Here is a 17775-nt window from a genome sequence, read left to right on the forward strand (position 1 = left end):
CCTCCGCTCAGACGCCGCAGCCACCGGCCCCGCCCGGTGCCCAACGTACCGGCGGGCTCCGGCGATCCCACCTCCACGACTTGTCGTGGCCACGGTACGTCCGGCTCCTGGGAGCCGGCTGGGAAAATGCCGTGAGTATTCCGATACCGGTAGAGACCCGACATTGGTCCAGACCATCCCCCTCCCCGCAGGGGGGTGGCGCCCCTGACCGGCGGGTTGGTGTCAACTCATGTGCATACGTACCGTTACTGAGTGAAAAATCGCCGGGTAAGGTATCGGCCCGTGCCCACTTCCGAGTGGGTCCGGAAACCGGTCCGACAGGCCGGTCCACGGGCCGGAAACGTCCGGTCCGCCTGCCGGGAAGCATCCTCTGTCCGTACGCTGCGGAGTGTGCGGAAGAGAAGGGCGGTCCACACCCGCCCTCCGACGCCGCACGCGCGACGGGACGGCGGACCCGGCACAGTCCACGACGGAACAAGACTACGAGCGGAGCCTCGCCATCCCCACAGGTGGCCGGCCCGCAGCCCTGGGGGCGGTGGCGTGACCGTGACAGAAATTCAGCAGGACCACCAGAACAACGGCGGCACGGTGAGCAGCCAGCGCAGAGTGCTGGTGGTGGAGGACGAGCCCACGATCGCCGAGTCCATCGCGGCCCGGCTGGGCGCGGAGGGCTTCAAGGTCGCCGTGGCCCACGACGGACCCGGCGCCGTCGACGGCTTCCACACCTGGCAGCCCGACCTCGTCGTCCTCGACATCATGCTGCCCGGCTTCGACGGGCTGGAGGTGTGCCGCCGGATCCAGGCCCAGCGCCCGGTCCCGGTCCTGATGCTCACCGCGCGCGACGACGAGACGGACCTGCTGGTCGGCCTCGGCGTCGGTGCCGACGACTACATGACCAAGCCCTTCTCCATGCGCGAACTGGCCGCCCGGGTCAACGTGCTGCTGCGCCGCGTCGAGCGCGCCCAGCAGGCCGCCCGGACGCCCGCACTGGGCTCGCTGCGCTTCGGCGAGCTGGAGATCGACCACGTCCAGCGCCGGGTCCGGCTGGCCGCGGGCGACGTCCACCTGACGCCGACCGAGTTCGACCTGCTCGCCTGCCTGGCCGCACAGCCGCGCGCGGTGCTCACCCGCGAGCAGCTGCTGGCCGAGGTGTGGGACTGGACCGACGCGTCCGGAACCCGGACCGTCGACAGCCACGTCAAGGCGCTCCGCCGCAAGATCGGCGCCAGCTGGATCCGCACCGTCCACGGTGTCGGGTACGCGCTGGAGGCCCCGCTCTCCTAGCGGCGCCTCGGGCGGCGGGCCTCCGGGGGGCCCGTGTCCCGAACCGCCGTGCGCGCCACCCGAGGGTTCACAGCACGCGGGGGATTCACAGGGGACCAATGACCTTTCCACAGCAACGCAACGGGGACACCACCGGCGGCAGGCCGCCCACGCTGGCCACGCGTGCCGCCCGCCGGGTCTGGGCCGACATCCGGCCGCTCGACCCGGTCCGCTCCATCAAGGGCAAACTCGCCCTCCTGGTGATCGTCTCGGTCTTCCTGGCCACCGGCATGGTGGTCGTGGCGATCCGGTCCGAGACCCAGATCCGGATCATCATGATCTTCTCGATGATCGCCTCGCTGCTCTTCATGCAGTTCCTCGCGCACGGGCTGACCGCCCCGCTGCGCGACATGACCGCCGCCGCCCGCGCGATGGCCTCCGGCGACTACACCCGCCGGGTCGAGGTGAACTCGCGCGACGAGATCGGCGAGCTGGCGGCGACCTTCAACCAGATGGCGGCCGATCTCGGAGCCGCCGACCGCCACCGCCGCGAGCTCGTCGCCAACGTCTCGCACGAACTGCGCACGCCGATCGCCGCGCTGCACGCCGTGCTGGAGAACGTGGTCGACGGCGTGGTCCAGCCGAACCCGGCGACCCTGGGTGCCGCGCTGGAACAGACCGAACGGCTCGGCCGGCTGGTCGCCCACCTGCTCGACCTGTCCAAGATCGACGACGGCGTGGTCGACCTGGACGCCCGCCCCTTCGAGGTGCGCGAGTTCCTGGACGGCGTGCTGCGCGGGGTCACCGTGGACGGCGCGACGGCCGGCGGGGCGTTCTCCCGCCGGGGCGACGTCCGGCTCGCCCTGGAGGTCAGCCCGGCCGGCCTGACCGGCGTCGCCGACCCGGAACGGCTCCACCAGGTGGTCGCCAACCTGGTCGACAACGCCTGCAAGCACTCCCCGCCGGGCGGCACCGTGACGGTCCGCGCCCGGCCCGGCGACATGCCGGGCGGGCTCCTGCTGGAGGTGGAGGACGAGGGTCCGGGCATCCCGGCGGCCGACCGGACCAGGGTCTTCGAGCGGTTCAGCCGCAGCGGCACCGCCACGGGGGCCGGGCCGGGTGCCGACGGCGGCACCGGGCTGGGCCTGGCCATCGCCCGCTGGGCGGTGGACCTGCACGGCGGGCGGATCGAGGTCGCCGAGGCCGAACGCGGCTGCCGGATCGCGGTCCGGCTGCCCGGCCCGCGCTGACCGCGCGGGCGGCCCCGACGGCGCTCGCGTCCGCGTTCACCCCGGTGAGCGCGCCGGTGATCCCACCGGTGTCCCGCAGGCGGTTCCGTCGGAGGTCGCCGCGATGTTCGCGTCGAGCGGACTTCGCCCGCATGTCACAGAAGCGACACAGACATGTGCGGCGGAGTCCGCCGGTCAATCGAATACTTTTGTCCGTTTTTGCCCGCATATGGGACGCGATCAGGCGCGATCGGTTCCCCTCCGATGCGGCCTTCTAACGCACATTTTCAGCCAACCTGCAGGTCAGGACTGTGATCTGGGCGACGCCTGGGCCCCGGGGACTGCGCGATCACTGGTCAGAGGCGTAGCCTTAATCCCCGCTGTCCAAACATCCCAAAAGGAAGCGGAAGAGGGCGGTTGCCGCCGTGTCGCCACAGTCCCATGAAACCTCCAACAGCTCGGCAAGCTCCACGGGCTTCGGCCCCAATGAGTGGCTCGTCGACGAGATCTACCAGCAGTACCTCCAGGACCCGAACTCGGTCGACCGAGCCTGGTGGGACTTTTTCGCCGACTACAAGCCCGGTACCGAGGTGACCCCAGTGACCCAGGCCGCGACCCAGGTCGGCCCCACGCCGACCCCCGCCGCCGCCCCCGCGCCCGCCGCCGCTGCTGCTCCGGCGGCTCCGGCCCCGGCAGCGCCGGCTCCGGCAGCGCCCGCCGCCCCGGCAGCTCCGGCCGCCGCGGCCCCGGTCTCGGCCCCGGCCGCGCCGCTCGCCGCAGCCCCCGCCGCGCCTCCGGCCCCCAAGGCCGCCGCCCCGGCCGCCGCGCCCGCCACCGACGCGACCGGCCCCGAGCTGGTCCCGCTGCGCGGCCCGGCGAAGGCCGTCGCGACCAACATGGACGCCTCGCTGGAGGTGCCGACCGCAACCTCGGTCCGCGCCGTCCCGGCCAAGCTGTTGATCGACAACCGCATCGTCATCAACAACCACCTGCAGCGCGCCCGTGGTGGCAAGGTCTCCTTCACCCACCTGATCGGGTACGCCCTGGTGCAGGCCGTCAAGGCCTCCCCCGGGATGAACAACAGCTACAAGGTGGAGAACGGCAAGTCCTACCTGGTCAAGCCGGAGCACGTGAACCTCGGCCTGGCCATCGACCTGGTCAAGCCGAACGGCGACCGCCAGCTCGTCGTCGCGGCCATCAAGAAGGCCGAGACCCTCGACTTCTTCGGCTTCTGGCAGGCCTACGAGGACATCGTCCGCCGGGCCCGCGCCAACAAGCTGACCATGGACGACTTCACCGGCGTCACGGTCTCGCTGACCAACCCCGGCGGCATCGGCACCGTGCACTCCGTGCCGCGCCTGATGCAGAACCAGGGCACCATCGTCGGCGTCGGCGCCATGGAGTACCCGGCCGAGTTCCAGGGCTCCGCCCCGGAGACCCTGTCCCGGCTCGGCGTCTCCAAGATCATGACGCTGACCTCGACCTACGACCACCGCGTCATCCAGGGTGCGGCGTCCGGCGAGTTCCTGCGCGAGATCCACCGCCTGCTGCTCGGCGAGAACGGCTTCTACGACGAGATCTTCGAGTCGCTGCGGATCCCGTACGAGCCGGTCCGCTGGGCCACCGACGTCGCCACCACCCACGACGACGAGGTCAACAAGACCGCGCGCGTCATCGAGCTGATCCACTCCTACCGGGTCCGCGGCCACCTCATGGCCGACACCGACCCGCTGGAGTACAAGCAGCGCAAGCACCCCGACCTGGACGTCACCACCCACGGCCTCACCCTGTGGGACCTGGAGCGCGAGTTCGCGGTCGGCGGCTTCGGCGGCCAGCGGATGATGAAGCTCCGCGACATCCTCGGCCTGCTGCGGAACACCTACTGCCGCACCGTCGGCATCGAGTACATGCACATCCAGGACCCGAAGCAGCGCAAGTGGCTGCAGGAGCGCGTGGAGAAGCCGTACACGAAGCCGGAGCGCGAGGAGCAGCTGCGCATCCTGCGCCGCCTGAACTCCGCCGAGGCCTTCGAGACCTTCCTGCAGACCAAGTACGTCGGGCAGAAGCGTTTCTCGCTGGAGGGCGGCGAGTCGCTCATCCCGCTGCTGGACGCCACCATCGACTCGGCGGCCGAGCACCGCCTGGACGAGGCCGTCATCGGCATGGCCCACCGCGGCCGCCTGAACGTGCTGGCCAACATCGTCGGCAAGCCGTACGGCAAGATCTTCGGCGAGTTCGAGGGCAACCTCGACCCGAAGTCCATGCACGGCTCCGGCGACGTGAAGTACCACCTCGGCTCCGAGGGCACCTTCACCGGCCTGGACGGCGAGACCATCAAGGTCTCGCTCGCCGCGAACCCCTCCCACCTGGAGGCCGTGGACCCGGTCGTCGAGGGCATCGCCCGCGCCAAGCAGGACATCCTGGACCAGGGCGGCACGACCTTCCCGGTGCTGCCGATCCAGATCCACGGCGACGCGGCCTTCGCCGGCCAGGGCGTCGTCGCGGAGACCCTGAACATGTCGCAGCTGCGCGGCTACCGCACCGGCGGCACCGTGCACGTCGTGGTGAACAACCAGGTCGGCTTCACCGCCGCCCCGGCGTCCTCGCGCTCCTCGATGTACTGCACCGACGTGGCCCGGATGATCGAGGCCCCGATCTTCCACGTGAACGGTGACGACCCGGAGGCCGTGGTCCGCGTCGCGCGGCTCGCCTTCGAGTTCCGCCAGACGTTCCACAAGGACGTCGTGATCGACCTCATCTGCTACCGCCGCCGCGGTCACAACGAGGCCGACAACCCGTCGTTCACCCAGCCGCTGATGTACGACCTGATCGACAAGAAGCGCTCGGTGCGCAAGCTCTACACCGAGGGTCTGATCGGTCGCGGCGACATCACCATGGAAGAGGCGGAGCAGGCGCTCCAGGACTTCCAGGGCCAGCTGGAGAAGGTCTTCGCGGAGGTCCGCGACGCCGCCCAGGCCCCGGCCCCCGCCACCAACGGCAAGCCGGTCGCCGACTTCCCGGTCAACATCCAGACCGGCATCTCCCAGGAGATGGTCAAGCGGATCGCCGCCTCGCAGGTCAACCTGCCGGACTGGCTGACCGTCCACCCGCGCCTGCTGCCGCAGCTCCAGCGCCGGGCCGCCTCGGTCGAGGACAACACCATCGACTGGGCGACGGGCGAGACCCTCGCCATCGGCTCGCTGCTCATGGAGGGCCACCCGGTCCGCCTGGCCGGCCAGGACAGCCGCCGCGGCACCTTCGGCCAGCGGCACGCCGTCCTGATCGACCGCCAGACCGGCGAGGACTACACCCCGCTGCAGTACCTCACCGAGGACCAGGCCCGCTACACCGTCTACGACAGCCTGCTGTCCGAGTACGCGGCCATGGGCTTCGAGTACGGCTACTCGCTGACCCGCCCGAACGCGCTGGTCATGTGGGAGGCGCAGTTCGGCGACTTCGTCAACGGCGCGCAGACCGTGGTGGACGAGTACATCGCCTCCGCCGAGCAGAAGTGGGGCCAGCACTCGGGCGTCACCCTGCTGCTGCCGCACGGCTACGAGGGCCAGGGCCCGGACCACTCGTCCGCCCGCCCGGAGCGCTTCCTCCAGCTGTGCGCGCAGAACAACATGACGGTCGCCATGCCGACCCTGCCGTCGAACTACTTCCACCTGCTCCGCTGGCAGGCGCACAACCCGCACCACAAGCCGCTCGTCGTCTTCACCCCGAAGTCGATGCTGCGTCTGAAGGCCGCGGCGAGCGCCACCGAGGAGTTCACGTCCGGCTCGTTCCGCCCGGTCATCGGTGACAACACCGTCGACCCGGCGAACGTCCGGAAGGTGGTCATCACCGCCGGCAAGTTCTACTACGACGTCGAGGCGGCCCGCACCGAGCGCGGCGTCACCGACACGGCGATCGTCCGGGTCGAGCGGCTCTACCCGCTGCCGGTGGCCGAGCTCCAGGAGGAGCTGGCCCGCTACGGCGAGGACGTCCAGTTCGTCTGGGCCCAGGAGGAGCCGGCCAACCAGGGTGCCTGGCCGTTCATCGCGATGAACCTGGTCGACCACCTCCAGGTCGTCATCGGCCGCAGTGCCGACGCCGCCCGCCTGCGCCGCGTCGCCCGCCCGGCCTCCTCGGCCCCCGCGGTCGGCTCGGCCAAGCGTCACGCCGCCGAGCAGCAGTCGCTGCTGGAGGAGATCTTCACCATCTGACCCTCCCGGTCGGACTCCGGCACCGTCGTACCTCCGGCCCCCCGCGCATCCCTGGTCCCCAGGGCCGCGCGGGGGGCCGGAGGCGTATCACCACGGCGTGTGCGAAGGTCCCAGCTCTGCAACCAAAGCGGTACCGACCTGCGGGGAAGACTGACGGGTCGATAGGTTAAGCCTCGCCAGACCGTCGTCGGGGCCGCCGTCAACGAGCCCGGGACGCGGTCGGACGACCTCACCGCTCTCCCAGGGGGATCTACCGCATGACCGCCGACACGCCGAGGGACGCCTCAGCCACCCCGCTCCCACCGGTCTTCCAGCCGCTGCACCCGGACGACCCGAGGGAGGTGGGCGGCTACCGGCTGTTCGCCCGGCTCGGGGCCGGCGGCATGGGCCGGGTCTACCTCTCCTACACGCCCGGCGGCCGGCCGGTGGCACTCAAGGTGGTCCGCCCGGAGTTCGCCGAGGACAGCGAGTTCCGCCGCCGCTTCGCGCAGGAGGTCTCCAACGCCCAGCGGATCCACGGGCTCTACACCGCGCAGGTGATCGACTCCGGCGGCCTGGACGGCGACGCCCCCTGGCTGGTCACCGCGTACGTCCCCGGCCCCTCGCTCCAGCAGGTGGTGCGCGAGAACGGCGCGCTGCCGGTCCGTACCGTGCTGCTGCTGATGGGCGGCGTCGCCGAGGCCCTCCAGGCGATCCACAGCGTCGAGGTGGTCCACCGCGACCTCAAGCCGGCCAACGTCCTGGTCGCCGGCGACGGCCCGCGCGTGATCGACTTCGGCATCGCCCGGGCCGCCGACGCCACCGCGCTCACCGGCACCGGCTACCGGATCGGCTCGCCCGCCTTCATGTCCCCCGAGCAGGCCCAGGGCCGCCCGGTCACGCCGGCCACCGACGTCTTCGCACTCGGCGCGCTGGCCGCCTACGTGGCCGCCGGCTCCGCACCGTTCGGCGACGGCCCGGACACCGCGGTGCTCTACCGCGTGGTGCACGAGCAGCCCGACCTGGACGCCGTCCCGGCCGACCTGCGCGAGCTGATCCTGCGCTGCCTGGCCAAGTCCCCCGAGGACCGGCCCCGGCCCGCCGAGATCATCGAGATCGCCCGCAACCACCCGGCCGTCGGCGGCCAGCTGCGGTTCTCGGACGACTGGCTGCCCCGGCAGGTCAACACCGAGATCACCCGCCGCTCCGACCTGCCGAAGACGCCGCCCACCCCGCTGCCGGCCGCGCCCACCGCTCCCCCCGCCCCGGCCGGGCCGCCGACCGCCCCGCCGCAGCCGGCCGGCGTCCCCACCCACCCGGGCACCGCGCCGTCCTTCGGCCCGCCCACCGGCTACGGACCCACCCAGCCGGCCACCCCGCCCACCGGCTACGGCCAGGCCCACCAGGCCACCCCGCCGCCGGGCTTCGTCCCGCCCGCGCTCGGCGCGTACGGCGCCGCGCAGTCGCCCACCGAGGCGCCCACCGGCCCGCTGCTCCCCGCACCGCCGACCGTCCAGCTGCGCCAGGAGCCGCCGTCCTACGACACCCCGCCGCCGGGACCGGTGGTGACGGACACACCGGCGGCGCCGGAGCCGAAGCGCAAGGGCGTCTCCTGGAAGGTGCTGCTGACCGTCGCCCTGGTGATGGCGCTCGGCGGCACCGCGGGCGGTGTGGTGCTGATGGACCGGATGGACAAGTCGAAGAAGGACGAGGCCAAGGCCGGCTCCGCCCCGAGCGCGCCGGTCACCCAGCAGCCCGCCGCCCTGCCGACCACTCCGGTGGAACCGACCCCGACCGCCACGACGGGCGGCTCGTCACCGAAGGCGAGCCCGTCCGCGACCTCCGCGCCGGTCAGCGCCGTGCCCCTGCCCGGCTCGTCCAGCGCCTCCGGGGTCACCGCCCCGGCCCGGCCGACCGGCTACCAGCTGGTGATCGACAAGAAGCCGCTCTCGATCCCGGGCGCCGAGTACTCCAGCGAGGCGTACCGGATCGACCTGACCACCGGCAACGTGGTGCCGCGCGGCTCCGACCTGAAGTGGGGGCTCGGCCTGACCCGGGAGTCCACCTCCAGCGGCAGCCGGGCCGACTCCTTCGCCAGCTCCGGCGACAGCAAGTCGGACTTCGCGGTCATCACCGAGGCGGCCGTCACCCCCGAGCAGTGCGCGGCGGCGATCGACTCCCGTCCGGACACCGACCTGACCTTCAACCGGGTCACCCCGGGCCGGCTGCTCTGCATCCGCGACCGCGTCACCCGCAACATCGCCATCGCCGCGGTCGAGGTCGCGGACGCCACCACCGGTGCGGCCAAGGTGAACCTGTCCACCTGGCGCGCCAGCTGACCGGACTATCCTGACCAGGTCGAATCCCCACCGGACCGGAGCGAACCGTGTACTTCACCGACCGCGGCATCGAGGAGCTGCAGAGCCGGCGCGGCGACGAGGAGGTCACCTTCGAGTGGCTGGCCGAGCGCCTGCGCGAGTTCGTCGACCTCAACCCGGACTTCGAGGTCCCGGTCGAGCGGCTGGCCACCTGGCTGGCCCGGCTCGACGACGAGGACGACGACTGACCCGGTAGGCCGTCCTCGCAGGCCGGCTGGGCGAAGGGCCCGGAGAGCACCCGCTCTCCGGGCCCTTCGCCGTCCCCCGTAGGGGACGGCTCGGGGTGGGCTCCGGGTCCGCTCGGGGTCGGGGTCCGGCCGGATTCCCTTGACTTCACCGTCACGCGATATATCGTCTTTGGAGAGAGAACGCGATACATCGCGAGTCACCAACGGGAGGCGGCAGAGATGAGCCAGTGGACGGTCGAAGGACCTGACAGGATCACCATCGAGGAGGCCGTCCGGACCCTCCAGGTGCGGATCATCGACGGCACGGTGAACGTGGTGGCCGCCGAGGGGCCCGCCCGCCTGGAGGTCACCGAGCTCAAGGGCGAGCCGCTGCACGTCACCCTGGTCGACGGTGTCCTCACCGTCACCTACAAGGACCTCAGCAGCTGGAACGAGTTCGGCGACGTCCTCAAGTCGGTCGAATCGGTGAAGGGCTTCTTCACCTCGTTCAAGCGCAAGCGGACCGCCGAGGTCACCCTGACCGTGCCCGCCGGCACCGAGGTCAAGGTCGGCACCGTCTCGGCCGCGACGACGGTCTCCGGCTTCACGGAGCGCGTCTCGGCGCAGACCGCCAGCGCCGACGTCACCCTCGTCGGCCTGGCCGGCCGCACCGACGTCAACACCGTCACCGGCGACGTGGACGCCCAGTCGGTGGCCGGCCGGCTCAAGCTGAACACCGTCTCGGGCCGGCTCACCGTGGTCGCCGGCACCGCGGAGAAGGTGTCGGCCAACGCCGTCACCGGCGCGGTCACCCTGGACCTCGCCGCCGCCACCCCGACCGAGATCAAGGTCACCACGGTCAGCGGGGCGGTCGGCGTCCGGCTGCCGTCGCTGGCCGACACCAAGGTCGAGGCCGGCACCACCAGCGGCGACCTCTCCTCCACCTTCGAGCAGCTGAAGGTCGGCGGCTCCTGGGGCACCAAGCGGCTCTCCGGCCAGCTCGGCGACGGCAAGGGCAGCCTCTCGGTGACCACCGTCTCCGGCGCCGTCACCGTCCTGCACCGGCCCGACGCCGAGGAGGACGCCCCGGCCGTGGTGCGGGAGCTGCCCGCCCCGGCCGACCTCACCAAGGGCCCCGACCTCACCGAGGAGGTCTGAGATGACCCCCGTCTTCGGCCACGGCCGGCTCCGCCTCTACCTGCTCAAGCTGCTGGACGAGGCCCCGCGGCACGGCTACGAGGTGATCCGCCTGCTGGAGGAGCGCTTCCAGGGCCTGTACGCGCCCTCGGCGGGCACCGTCTACCCGCGGCTGGCCAAGCTGGAGCAGGAGGGCCTGGTCACGCACAGCACCGAGGGCGGCCGCAAGGTCTACCGGCTCACCGACGCCGGCCGGGCCGAGCTGGAGGCCCGCCAGGGCGAGCTGGACGACCTGGAGCTGGAGATCCACGACTCGGTGGCCCAGCTCGCCGGGGCGATCCGCGAGGACGTCCGCGACAGCGCCCAGGACCTGCGCGAGGAACTGTGGGGCGCGGCGGCGAAGCAGGCCCGGCGGCGCGCCGCCGGTGACGGGGACGCGACCGGGGACGGGGACGAGGGCACCACCGGGGACGGCAGCCCGTGGGCCGGACCGTGGAGCGACAGGGCCGCCTGGCAGCGGGCCAAGGACGAGTTCGCCGAGTTCAAGCGGCAGGCGAAGGAGCAGGCCAAACGGGCCAAGGAGCAGGAGAAGGCCGCCAAGGCCAAGGCCAAGGCGGCCGAGGAGGAGGCCCGCCGGCTGCGCGAGCAGTCCCGGGCGGCCCGCACGGCCGCGCAGCAGGAGGCGCTCCGGATCAAGCGCCGGGTCGAGCAGCAGGTCCGCGACCACGCCGCCCGCGGCGACTGGCCGACCGGGCTGGCCGAGGGGCTCTCCGAGCTGACCAGGGGCCTGGCCGGGCTGGCCGACGCGGCCCGCTGGGGCCAGCAGGCCGACGACCGGGCCGAGGAGCGGGGCGAGCGGCCCGCCGACCGGCCGGCCGGAGCGCCCACCGAGAAGGTCACCGTCACCCGGATCGACCTCGACAAGGACGAGCCGACCGGCGCGGCCCCGGCCGACCTGCCGGCGTGGGCGGCCACCGACCCGGCCGGTGACCCGGCCCGGGAGCTGGAGCGGCTGCTCGACCGGTTCCGTGACCAGGTCCGCGACGCGGCCCGGGACGGCGGCGTGTCCGCCGACCGGCTGGCCGAGGCCCGCGCGGTGCTGGGCGCCGCCGGCGAGCGCCTGAAGCGGCTGCTGGGCTGACCCCCGGCACCATCGGGTCCGGCATCCCCGCGGGGGTGCCGGACCCGCGCGCGTCACGGGGTCAGGACGATCTTCCCGAAGACGTCGCCCCGCGCGAGCCGGGCGAAGCCGTCCCGGGCGTCGGCCAGCGGGAGCACCGAGTCGATCACCGGGCGGACGCCGGTGGTGGCGCAGAACGAGAGCAGCCCGGCCAGTTCGTCCCGGTCGCCCATGGTGGAGCCGACCACCTTCAGCTCCAGGAAGAAGATCCGGTTCAGCTCGGTGGCGGCCGGGTTGGGGCCGGAGGTAGCACCGGAGATGACGATCGTGCCGCCCGGGCGGAGCGACTTCACGGAGTGGGACCAGGTCGCGGCGCCGACCGTCTCCATCACCGCGTCGACCCGCTCGGGCAGTCGGGCCCCGGCGGGGAACGCCGCGTCGGCGCCGAGCTCCACGGCCCGGGCGAGCTTGGTCTCGTCGCGGCCGGTGACCCAGACCCGCAGCCCGGCCGCCTTGCCGAGGACCACCAGCGCGGTGGACACACCACCGCCGGCGCCCTGCACCAGGACGGTGTCCCCCGGCCGCACCCCGGCGTTGGTGAACAGCATCCGGTAGGCCGTCAGCCAGGCGGTGGGCAGGCAGGCGGCCTGCTCGAAGGAGAGCCCGGCGGGCTTGGGCAGCAGGTTCCAGGTGGGGACGGCCACCTGCCGGGCGAAGGTGCCCTGGTAGCGCTCGGTCAGGATCGAGCGGGGCTCGTCCGGCCCGACGCCGTGGCCGGACTGGCCGATGACCGAGTGCACGACCACCTCGTTGCCGTGCTCGTCGACCCCGGCCGCGTCGCAGCCGAGGATCATCGGCAGCTTCCCGGCGGGCAGGCCGACCCCGCGCAGCGACCAGAGGTCGTGGTGGTTGAGGCTGGCGGCCTTGACCGTCACCACGCTCCAGCCCGGACGGGCCTGCGGCTCGGGGAGCTCGCCCAGCTCCAGCCCGCCGAGCGGGTCGTCGGCGTCGATTCGTGCGGCGTAGGCAGCAAACATGATCCGGACGATAGCGGCGGGCGCCCGGGGCCGGAACCGCGCGTACGTGTGACGCGCGTCCCGGGGAGGGGGAGCGCCCCCGCGAGGGCGGCGCTCCCCCGGCGCGCGTCAGCGGCGGGCGACGCCCTCCGCGCGGGCGGCCTCGGCGACGGCCTTGCTGACCGCCGGGGCGACCCGCTCGTCGAACGGCGAGGGGATCACCTTCTGCGGCGTCAGCTCGTCCGCCACCACACCGGCGAGCGCCTTGGCCGCGGCCAGCTTCATGCCCTCGGTGATCCGGGTCGCCCGGACCTGCAGGGCGCCGGCGAAGATGCCCGGGAAGGCCAGCACGTTGTTGATCTGGTTCGGGAAGTCGCTGCGCCCGGTGGCCACCACGGCCGCGTACCGGTGCGCGACCTCCGGGTGGATCTCCGGGTTCGGGTTCGCCATGGCGAAGACGAACGCGCCCGCGGCCATGGTCGCGACGACCTCCTCCGGCACCGTGCCGCCGGAGACGCCGATGAAGACGTCGGCGCCGGCCAGCGCGTCGGCCAGCGAGCCCTTGAGGCCGGCCCGGTTGCTCAGCGCGGCGATCTCCGCCTTGACGTCGGTGAGGTCGCCACGGCCCTCGTACACCACGCCCTTGCGGTCGCAGACCGACACGTCGCCGATGCCGGCGGCCAGCAGCATCTTGGCGATCGCGATACCGGCCGCGCCGGCGCCGGAGATGACGGCCCGCAGCGAGCCGATCTCGCGGCCGGTCACCTTGGCCGCGTTCCAGAGCGCGGCGGTGGTGACGATGGCGGTGCCGTGCTGGTCGTCGTGGAAGACCGGGATGTCCAGGGCCTCCTGGAGCCGGCGCTCGATCTCGAAGCAGCGCGGGGCGGAGATGTCCTCCAGGTTGACCCCGCCGAAGGACGGCGCGAGCCGGACCACGGTCTCGACGATCTCGTCCACGTCGGTGCAGGCCAGCGCGATCGGGACGGCGTCCACGCCGCCGAACTGCTTGAAGAGGATCGCCTTGCCCTCCATGACCGGGAGGGACGCCTCGGGGCCGATGTCGCCGAGGCCGAGCACGGCGGTGCCGTCGGTGACCACGGCCACCGTGTTGGCCTTCCAGGTGTAGTCGTTCACCAGCTCGGGCTGCTCGGCGATGGCCGTGCAGACGCGGGCGACACCGGGGGTGTAGGCGAGGGACAGGTCGTCCGCGTCGCGCACCGGGACGGTCGCCCGGACCTCCATCTTGCCGCCGCGGTGGAGCGCGAACACGGCATCGACCGGATCGTCGGTGTCCTGAGTAGTGCTGTGGATGATCTCCGCTGCCACGATGACCTCTTCGTCATTGATCGAGCGAGGGCACGCGCCCGACGGAGCGGACGGCCCGGCCTGGACCGACGTCCGGTCAGCGGTGACCGGTCACCGGTGTCCGGGGACGCCGGGACGTCCCCGGGAAGGCCGGGTCGGGGCGCCGCCGTCGGGCGTGCGCCCTCGGATGAGGGTTTTATTCGAGTTTTCTGCTGCGCCTGGTCTGCGTCGTGCTTCCGCGCCGAGCGTAGGTCGGAGAGAGGCATCGCACCCATGCCTTTTCGTCCAAGTCACATACCGGTCGTACGCCTCACGGCCACCCTGAGGAACCAGGCGTCGCGAGCACCGGCCCCGGCGGCGGCAATGGCGAACGAGCACGCACACCCGCAGGAGTGAACGCAGACACGGAGGGAGGCCGGTGCCTCGGATACGGAGTCGACGTCATGGACTTCCGTTCCTGCGCACCCCGAGCCGGTTGCGGCTCGGCGGTCTGGTTCGAGCGTCGGGGGTCACCCGGTACCGAATTCTGACACACCCGCCCACGGGCCCGGCAGAGCGGGATGGGAGGATCCCTCATCCCGCCATCTCGCGTACACCTCCGCGATGCCGCGGTGCCACTCCATCCCTCCCACAGGAGTACCCCCATGCATCACCGTCCCCACTCCCGACGACCGGCCGCCGCCGCACTCGCCCTGGCCACCGCCGGAGCCCTGCTGCTGAGCGGCTGCGGCGGCGGCGGCGACGAGCAGGCCGCGCAGGACCCGCTCCAGGGGATCCGCGGGAAGATCCCGAAGGCCCAGCAGACCGCGAAGGCGCTCCGGATCGGCATGGACGTGAACTACCCGCCGGTGCAGTTCCGCGGCGCCGACGGCAAGCCGGACGGTCTGGACCCCGACATCGCGGCGGCGCTCGGCCGGATCCTCGACCTGCGGATCGAGTACGTCGACACCCCGTTCGACAAGCTGATACCGGAGCTGCACAAGAAGCAGTTCGACGTGGTGATGTCCGCGCTGAGCGACATCCGCCAGCGCCGGGAGGGCGTGGACGACCAGGGCAAACCGACGGGCCCCGGCGTGGACTTCGTGGACTACTTCATCGCCGGCACCTCGCTGGTGGTGCCGAAGGGGAACCCGAAGGGCATCCGCACCCTGGACGACCTCTGCGGCCGGACCGTCGCCGTGCAGCAGGGCACCACCCAGGACGAGATCGTGGCCCGGCAGGTCACGGCCTGCACCCGGGCCGGCAAGCCGCTCACCGTGCACAAGTTCGACACCGACGCCAAGGCGCTGGCCGAGGTCGCCTCGGGTGCGTCGCAGGCCGGCCTGAACGACTTCCCGGTGGCCGCCTACGCGGCGAAGAACACCGACGGCGGCAACCGCTTCGAGGTGACCGGCTCGCAGTCCCGGTCCAACCCGTACGGGATCGCCCTGCGCAAGGAGGACACCGAGCTGCGGGACGTCCTGGCCAAGGCGGTCGACCAGCTGATCCGCACCGGCGAGTACGACAAGATCCTCGCCAAGTGGAACGTCTCCGCGGGCGCGGCCCAGAACGCGGTGGTCAACGGCGGAATCTGAGCGGGGACGGAGCACGGGGCCCGCGTCCGGGCGGGCGCGGCGGGGCAGCCGCAATTCGGGCGAGGGCGCGGGCGGGCCTCCGGGCGGACCGCACGGGGGTCTGCATACTTATACACAGGGTGACAGGGACACGGTATCCGTCCGAATAGCGGACGGCACGCCCCCTCGTTATCCGATTTTGATCTGAATAAGGACCACCCGCCCGTCATCAGATGGCAGGATTCCCCCCATCTCGGATCGAGCCGGCCACTGGTCGAGGCGGTTCGGTCAAACGCCCACCTCGGCGGACGGTGGCGGAGAGCAGTACCTCGTACCACCCTGCGCAGTCACCCTGCCCCACCCGTACAGCGCCGTACGGCCTACTGCCCCGGTGTGCCGCTCCCCCGCGGCGCGCTCCGCCCGACCTCTCCCTCAGGAGGAGATCTCCCCCATGATCGTCCGTACCCAGCGCACCCGTCTCCTCGCCGGCGCGGCCGTGCTCGCGTCCGCGTCGCTCGTGCTGACCGCCTGCGGCAGCAGCAAGGAGGAGAGCAGCGGCGCGCCGAATGCCTCCGCAACCGTCAACGAGGTGAAGGTCGACGAGAAGCTGACCGCGCTCGTCCCGGCCGACGTCAAGTCGTCCGGCAAGATCGTGGTCGGTACGGACGCCTCCTACGCGCCGAACGAGTTCAAGGACGACGGCGGCAAGATCGTCGGCATGGACGTCGACCTGGCCAACGCCGTCGCGGCCAAGCTCGGCCTCAAGGCCGACGTCCAGGACTCGCAGTTCACCGCGATCATCCCGGGCATCCAGTCGAACAAGTTCCAGCTCGGCATGTCGTCCCTCACGGACAACAAGGAGCGCGAGCAGACCGTCGACCTGGTCACCTACTTCAACGCAGGCAGCGCGATCGCGGTCAAGAAGGGCAACCCGGACAAGATCAACGCCGACGACCTCTGCGGCAAGAAGATCGCCGTCCAGACCGGCACCACCCAGGCCCAGGAGATCACCGACACCCGCAGCCCCGCCTGCGTCAAGGCCGGCAAGCCGGGTGTCGTGAACGACGGCGACAAGTTCGACCTGCAGACCGACGTCACCAACGCGGTGGTCTCCGGCCGCGACCAGGCGATGATGGCCGACTCCCCGGTCGTCGACTACGCGATCAAGCAGTCCGGCGGCCAGCTGGAGAAGCTCGGCTCCACCTACGACTCGGCCCCCTACGGCATCGCGCTCGCCAAGGGCTCCGCGCTCGCCCCGGCCGTCCAGGGCGCCGTCCAGTCGCTGATCGACGACGGCACCTACAAGCAGATCCTCGCCAAGTGGGGCGTCGAGGCCGGCGCCCTCGACAAGTCCACGCTCAACGGCGCCGTCAGCTGACCCTCCGCCGGATTCCTCTCTCCCCCGAGGCCACACCGTGAATTCTCTGGACAAGGGGCACGCGGAGAAGGGACGGCCTGAGACCATCAAGGCCGTCCCGGTCCGCCACCCCGGACGCTGGGCGGGCGCCGTCGTCATCGCCGTCCTCGGCGCGATGCTGCTGAGCGCCCTCTTCACCAACCCCGCTTTCAAGTGGGACATCGTCGGGAAGTACCTCTTCCACGACAGCATCGTGCACGGCATGCTCGTCACGCTGGAGCTGACCGCGCTCGCCATGATCATGGGTGTGGTCGGCGGCATCATCCTCGCGGTGATGCGGCTCTCCCGGAACCCGCTGCTCTCCGGCACCGCCTGGATCTACATCTGGATCTTCCGCGGCACGCCGGTCCTGGTGCAGCTGGTCTTCTGGAACTTCCTCGGCCTGATCTGGGCCAAGCTCTCGATCGGCGTGCCGTGGGGACCGGAGTTCTGGTCCGAGTCCACCAACGTGCTGATCCCGACCTTCGTCGCCGCCCTGCTGGGCCTCGGCCTGAACGAGGCCGCCTACATGGCGGAGATCGTCCGCGGCGGCATCCAGTCGGTGGACGAGGGCCAGGCCGAGGCGTCGCACGCGCTCGGCATGAGCCAGTTCCAGACCATGCGGCGGGTCATCCTGCCGCAGGCCATGCGGGTGATCATCCCGCCGACCGGCAACGAGACCATCTCGATGCTCAAGACCACCTCGCTGGTCTCCGTGATCTCCCTGGAGGAGATCTTCCGCGCCGGTCAGATCATCTACTCTCGGAACTACCAGAACATCCCGATCCTGATCGTGGTCAGCCTCTGGTACCTCGCCTTCACCTCCGTGCTGACCGTCGGCCAGTACTACATCGAGCGGCACTACGCCCGCGGCTCCAACCGGACCCTCCCGCCCACCCCGCTGCAGCGACTGCGGGGCCTGTTCGCCGGGAAGCCCACCCCGAAGACCCAGTCCGACGTGGTCCCGGGGCTTGAGGGAGGTGGTCACGTATGACCGATCTGACCAAGCCGACCGCCGACGCCG

At 71.8% G+C, this 17775-nt stretch carries 12 protein-coding genes; 10 read left to right on the forward strand and 2 right to left on the reverse strand.

Annotated elements, in window-relative coordinates; genetic code table 11:
- Positions 1-546: 546 nt before the first annotated feature.
- The 7 genes from PUR61_RS32460 to PUR61_RS32490 all read left to right on the forward strand — a co-directional run bounded on the left by PUR61_RS32460 (position 547) and on the right by PUR61_RS32490 (position 11502).
- Positions 547-1284: a response regulator transcription factor gene (locus PUR61_RS32460; RefSeq protein WP_329883079.1), complete on the forward strand. Its 738-nt coding sequence runs from the start codon at positions 547-549 to the stop codon at positions 1282-1284.
- A 98-nt stretch (positions 1285-1382) separates the two neighbouring features.
- Positions 1383-2513 carry a sensor histidine kinase gene (locus PUR61_RS32465; RefSeq protein WP_329883080.1) on the forward strand — a complete coding sequence of 377 codons (1131 nt, stop codon included), beginning with the start codon at positions 1383-1385 and terminating at the stop codon, positions 2511-2513.
- A gap of 404 nt (positions 2514-2917) precedes the next feature.
- Positions 2918-6700 carry a multifunctional oxoglutarate decarboxylase/oxoglutarate dehydrogenase thiamine pyrophosphate-binding subunit/dihydrolipoyllysine-residue succinyltransferase subunit gene (locus PUR61_RS32470; protein WP_329883081.1) on the forward strand — a complete coding sequence of 1261 codons (3783 nt, stop codon included), beginning with the start codon at positions 2918-2920 and terminating at the stop codon, positions 6698-6700.
- Positions 6701-6957: 257 nt separating this feature from the next.
- Positions 6958-9018, forward strand: a complete 2061-nt coding sequence (locus tag PUR61_RS32475) for a serine/threonine-protein kinase (protein ID WP_329883082.1) — start codon at positions 6958-6960, stop codon at positions 9016-9018.
- Between the two features lie 47 nt (positions 9019-9065).
- Positions 9066-9245, forward strand: coding sequence for a DUF6104 family protein (locus PUR61_RS32480; protein ID WP_329883083.1), 180 nt, complete (start codon positions 9066-9068; stop codon positions 9243-9245).
- Positions 9246-9464: 219 nt separating this feature from the next.
- Positions 9465-10382 (forward strand): DUF4097 family beta strand repeat-containing protein, encoded by a 918-nt coding sequence (locus tag PUR61_RS32485; protein ID WP_329883084.1) that lies wholly within the window; start codon positions 9465-9467, stop codon positions 10380-10382.
- Between the two features lies 1 nt (position 10383).
- Positions 10384-11502 (forward strand): PadR family transcriptional regulator, encoded by a 1119-nt coding sequence (locus tag PUR61_RS32490; protein WP_329883085.1) that lies wholly within the window; start codon positions 10384-10386, stop codon positions 11500-11502.
- 53 nt (positions 11503-11555) lie between these two features.
- On the opposite strand, the gene PUR61_RS32495 is transcribed toward PUR61_RS32490, so the two are convergent.
- Entirely contained in the window at positions 11556-12518 is a 963-nt protein-coding gene (locus PUR61_RS32495) for a zinc-binding dehydrogenase (protein ID WP_329883086.1), read from the reverse strand.
- A gap of 108 nt (positions 12519-12626) precedes the next feature.
- Positions 12627-13823: an NAD(P)-dependent malic enzyme gene (locus PUR61_RS32500; RefSeq protein WP_329883087.1), complete on the reverse strand. Its 1197-nt coding sequence runs from the start codon at positions 13821-13823 to the stop codon at positions 12627-12629.
- Between the two features lie 623 nt (positions 13824-14446).
- Here PUR61_RS32500 and PUR61_RS32505 point away from each other — a divergent pair.
- The 3 genes from PUR61_RS32505 (at position 14447) to PUR61_RS32515 (ending at position 17745) form a co-directional block, all read left to right on the forward strand.
- Entirely contained in the window at positions 14447-15376 is a 930-nt protein-coding gene (locus tag PUR61_RS32505; RefSeq protein ID WP_329883088.1) for an ABC transporter substrate-binding protein, read from the forward strand.
- 430 nt (positions 15377-15806) lie between these two features.
- On the forward strand, positions 15807-16733 hold the full coding sequence (locus PUR61_RS32510; protein WP_329883089.1) for an ABC transporter substrate-binding protein: 927 nt from the start codon (positions 15807-15809) through the stop codon (positions 16731-16733).
- Positions 16734-16770: 37 nt separating this feature from the next.
- A complete protein-coding gene (locus tag PUR61_RS32515) occupies positions 16771-17745 on the forward strand; it encodes an amino acid ABC transporter permease (RefSeq protein ID WP_329883090.1) in 975 nt (324 codons plus the stop codon).
- The last annotated feature ends 30 nt before the right edge of the window (positions 17746-17775 follow it).

Source organism: Streptomyces sp. BE20 (assembly GCF_036322525.1).
Taxonomy (GTDB): domain Bacteria; phylum Actinomycetota; class Actinomycetes; order Streptomycetales; family Streptomycetaceae; genus Kitasatospora.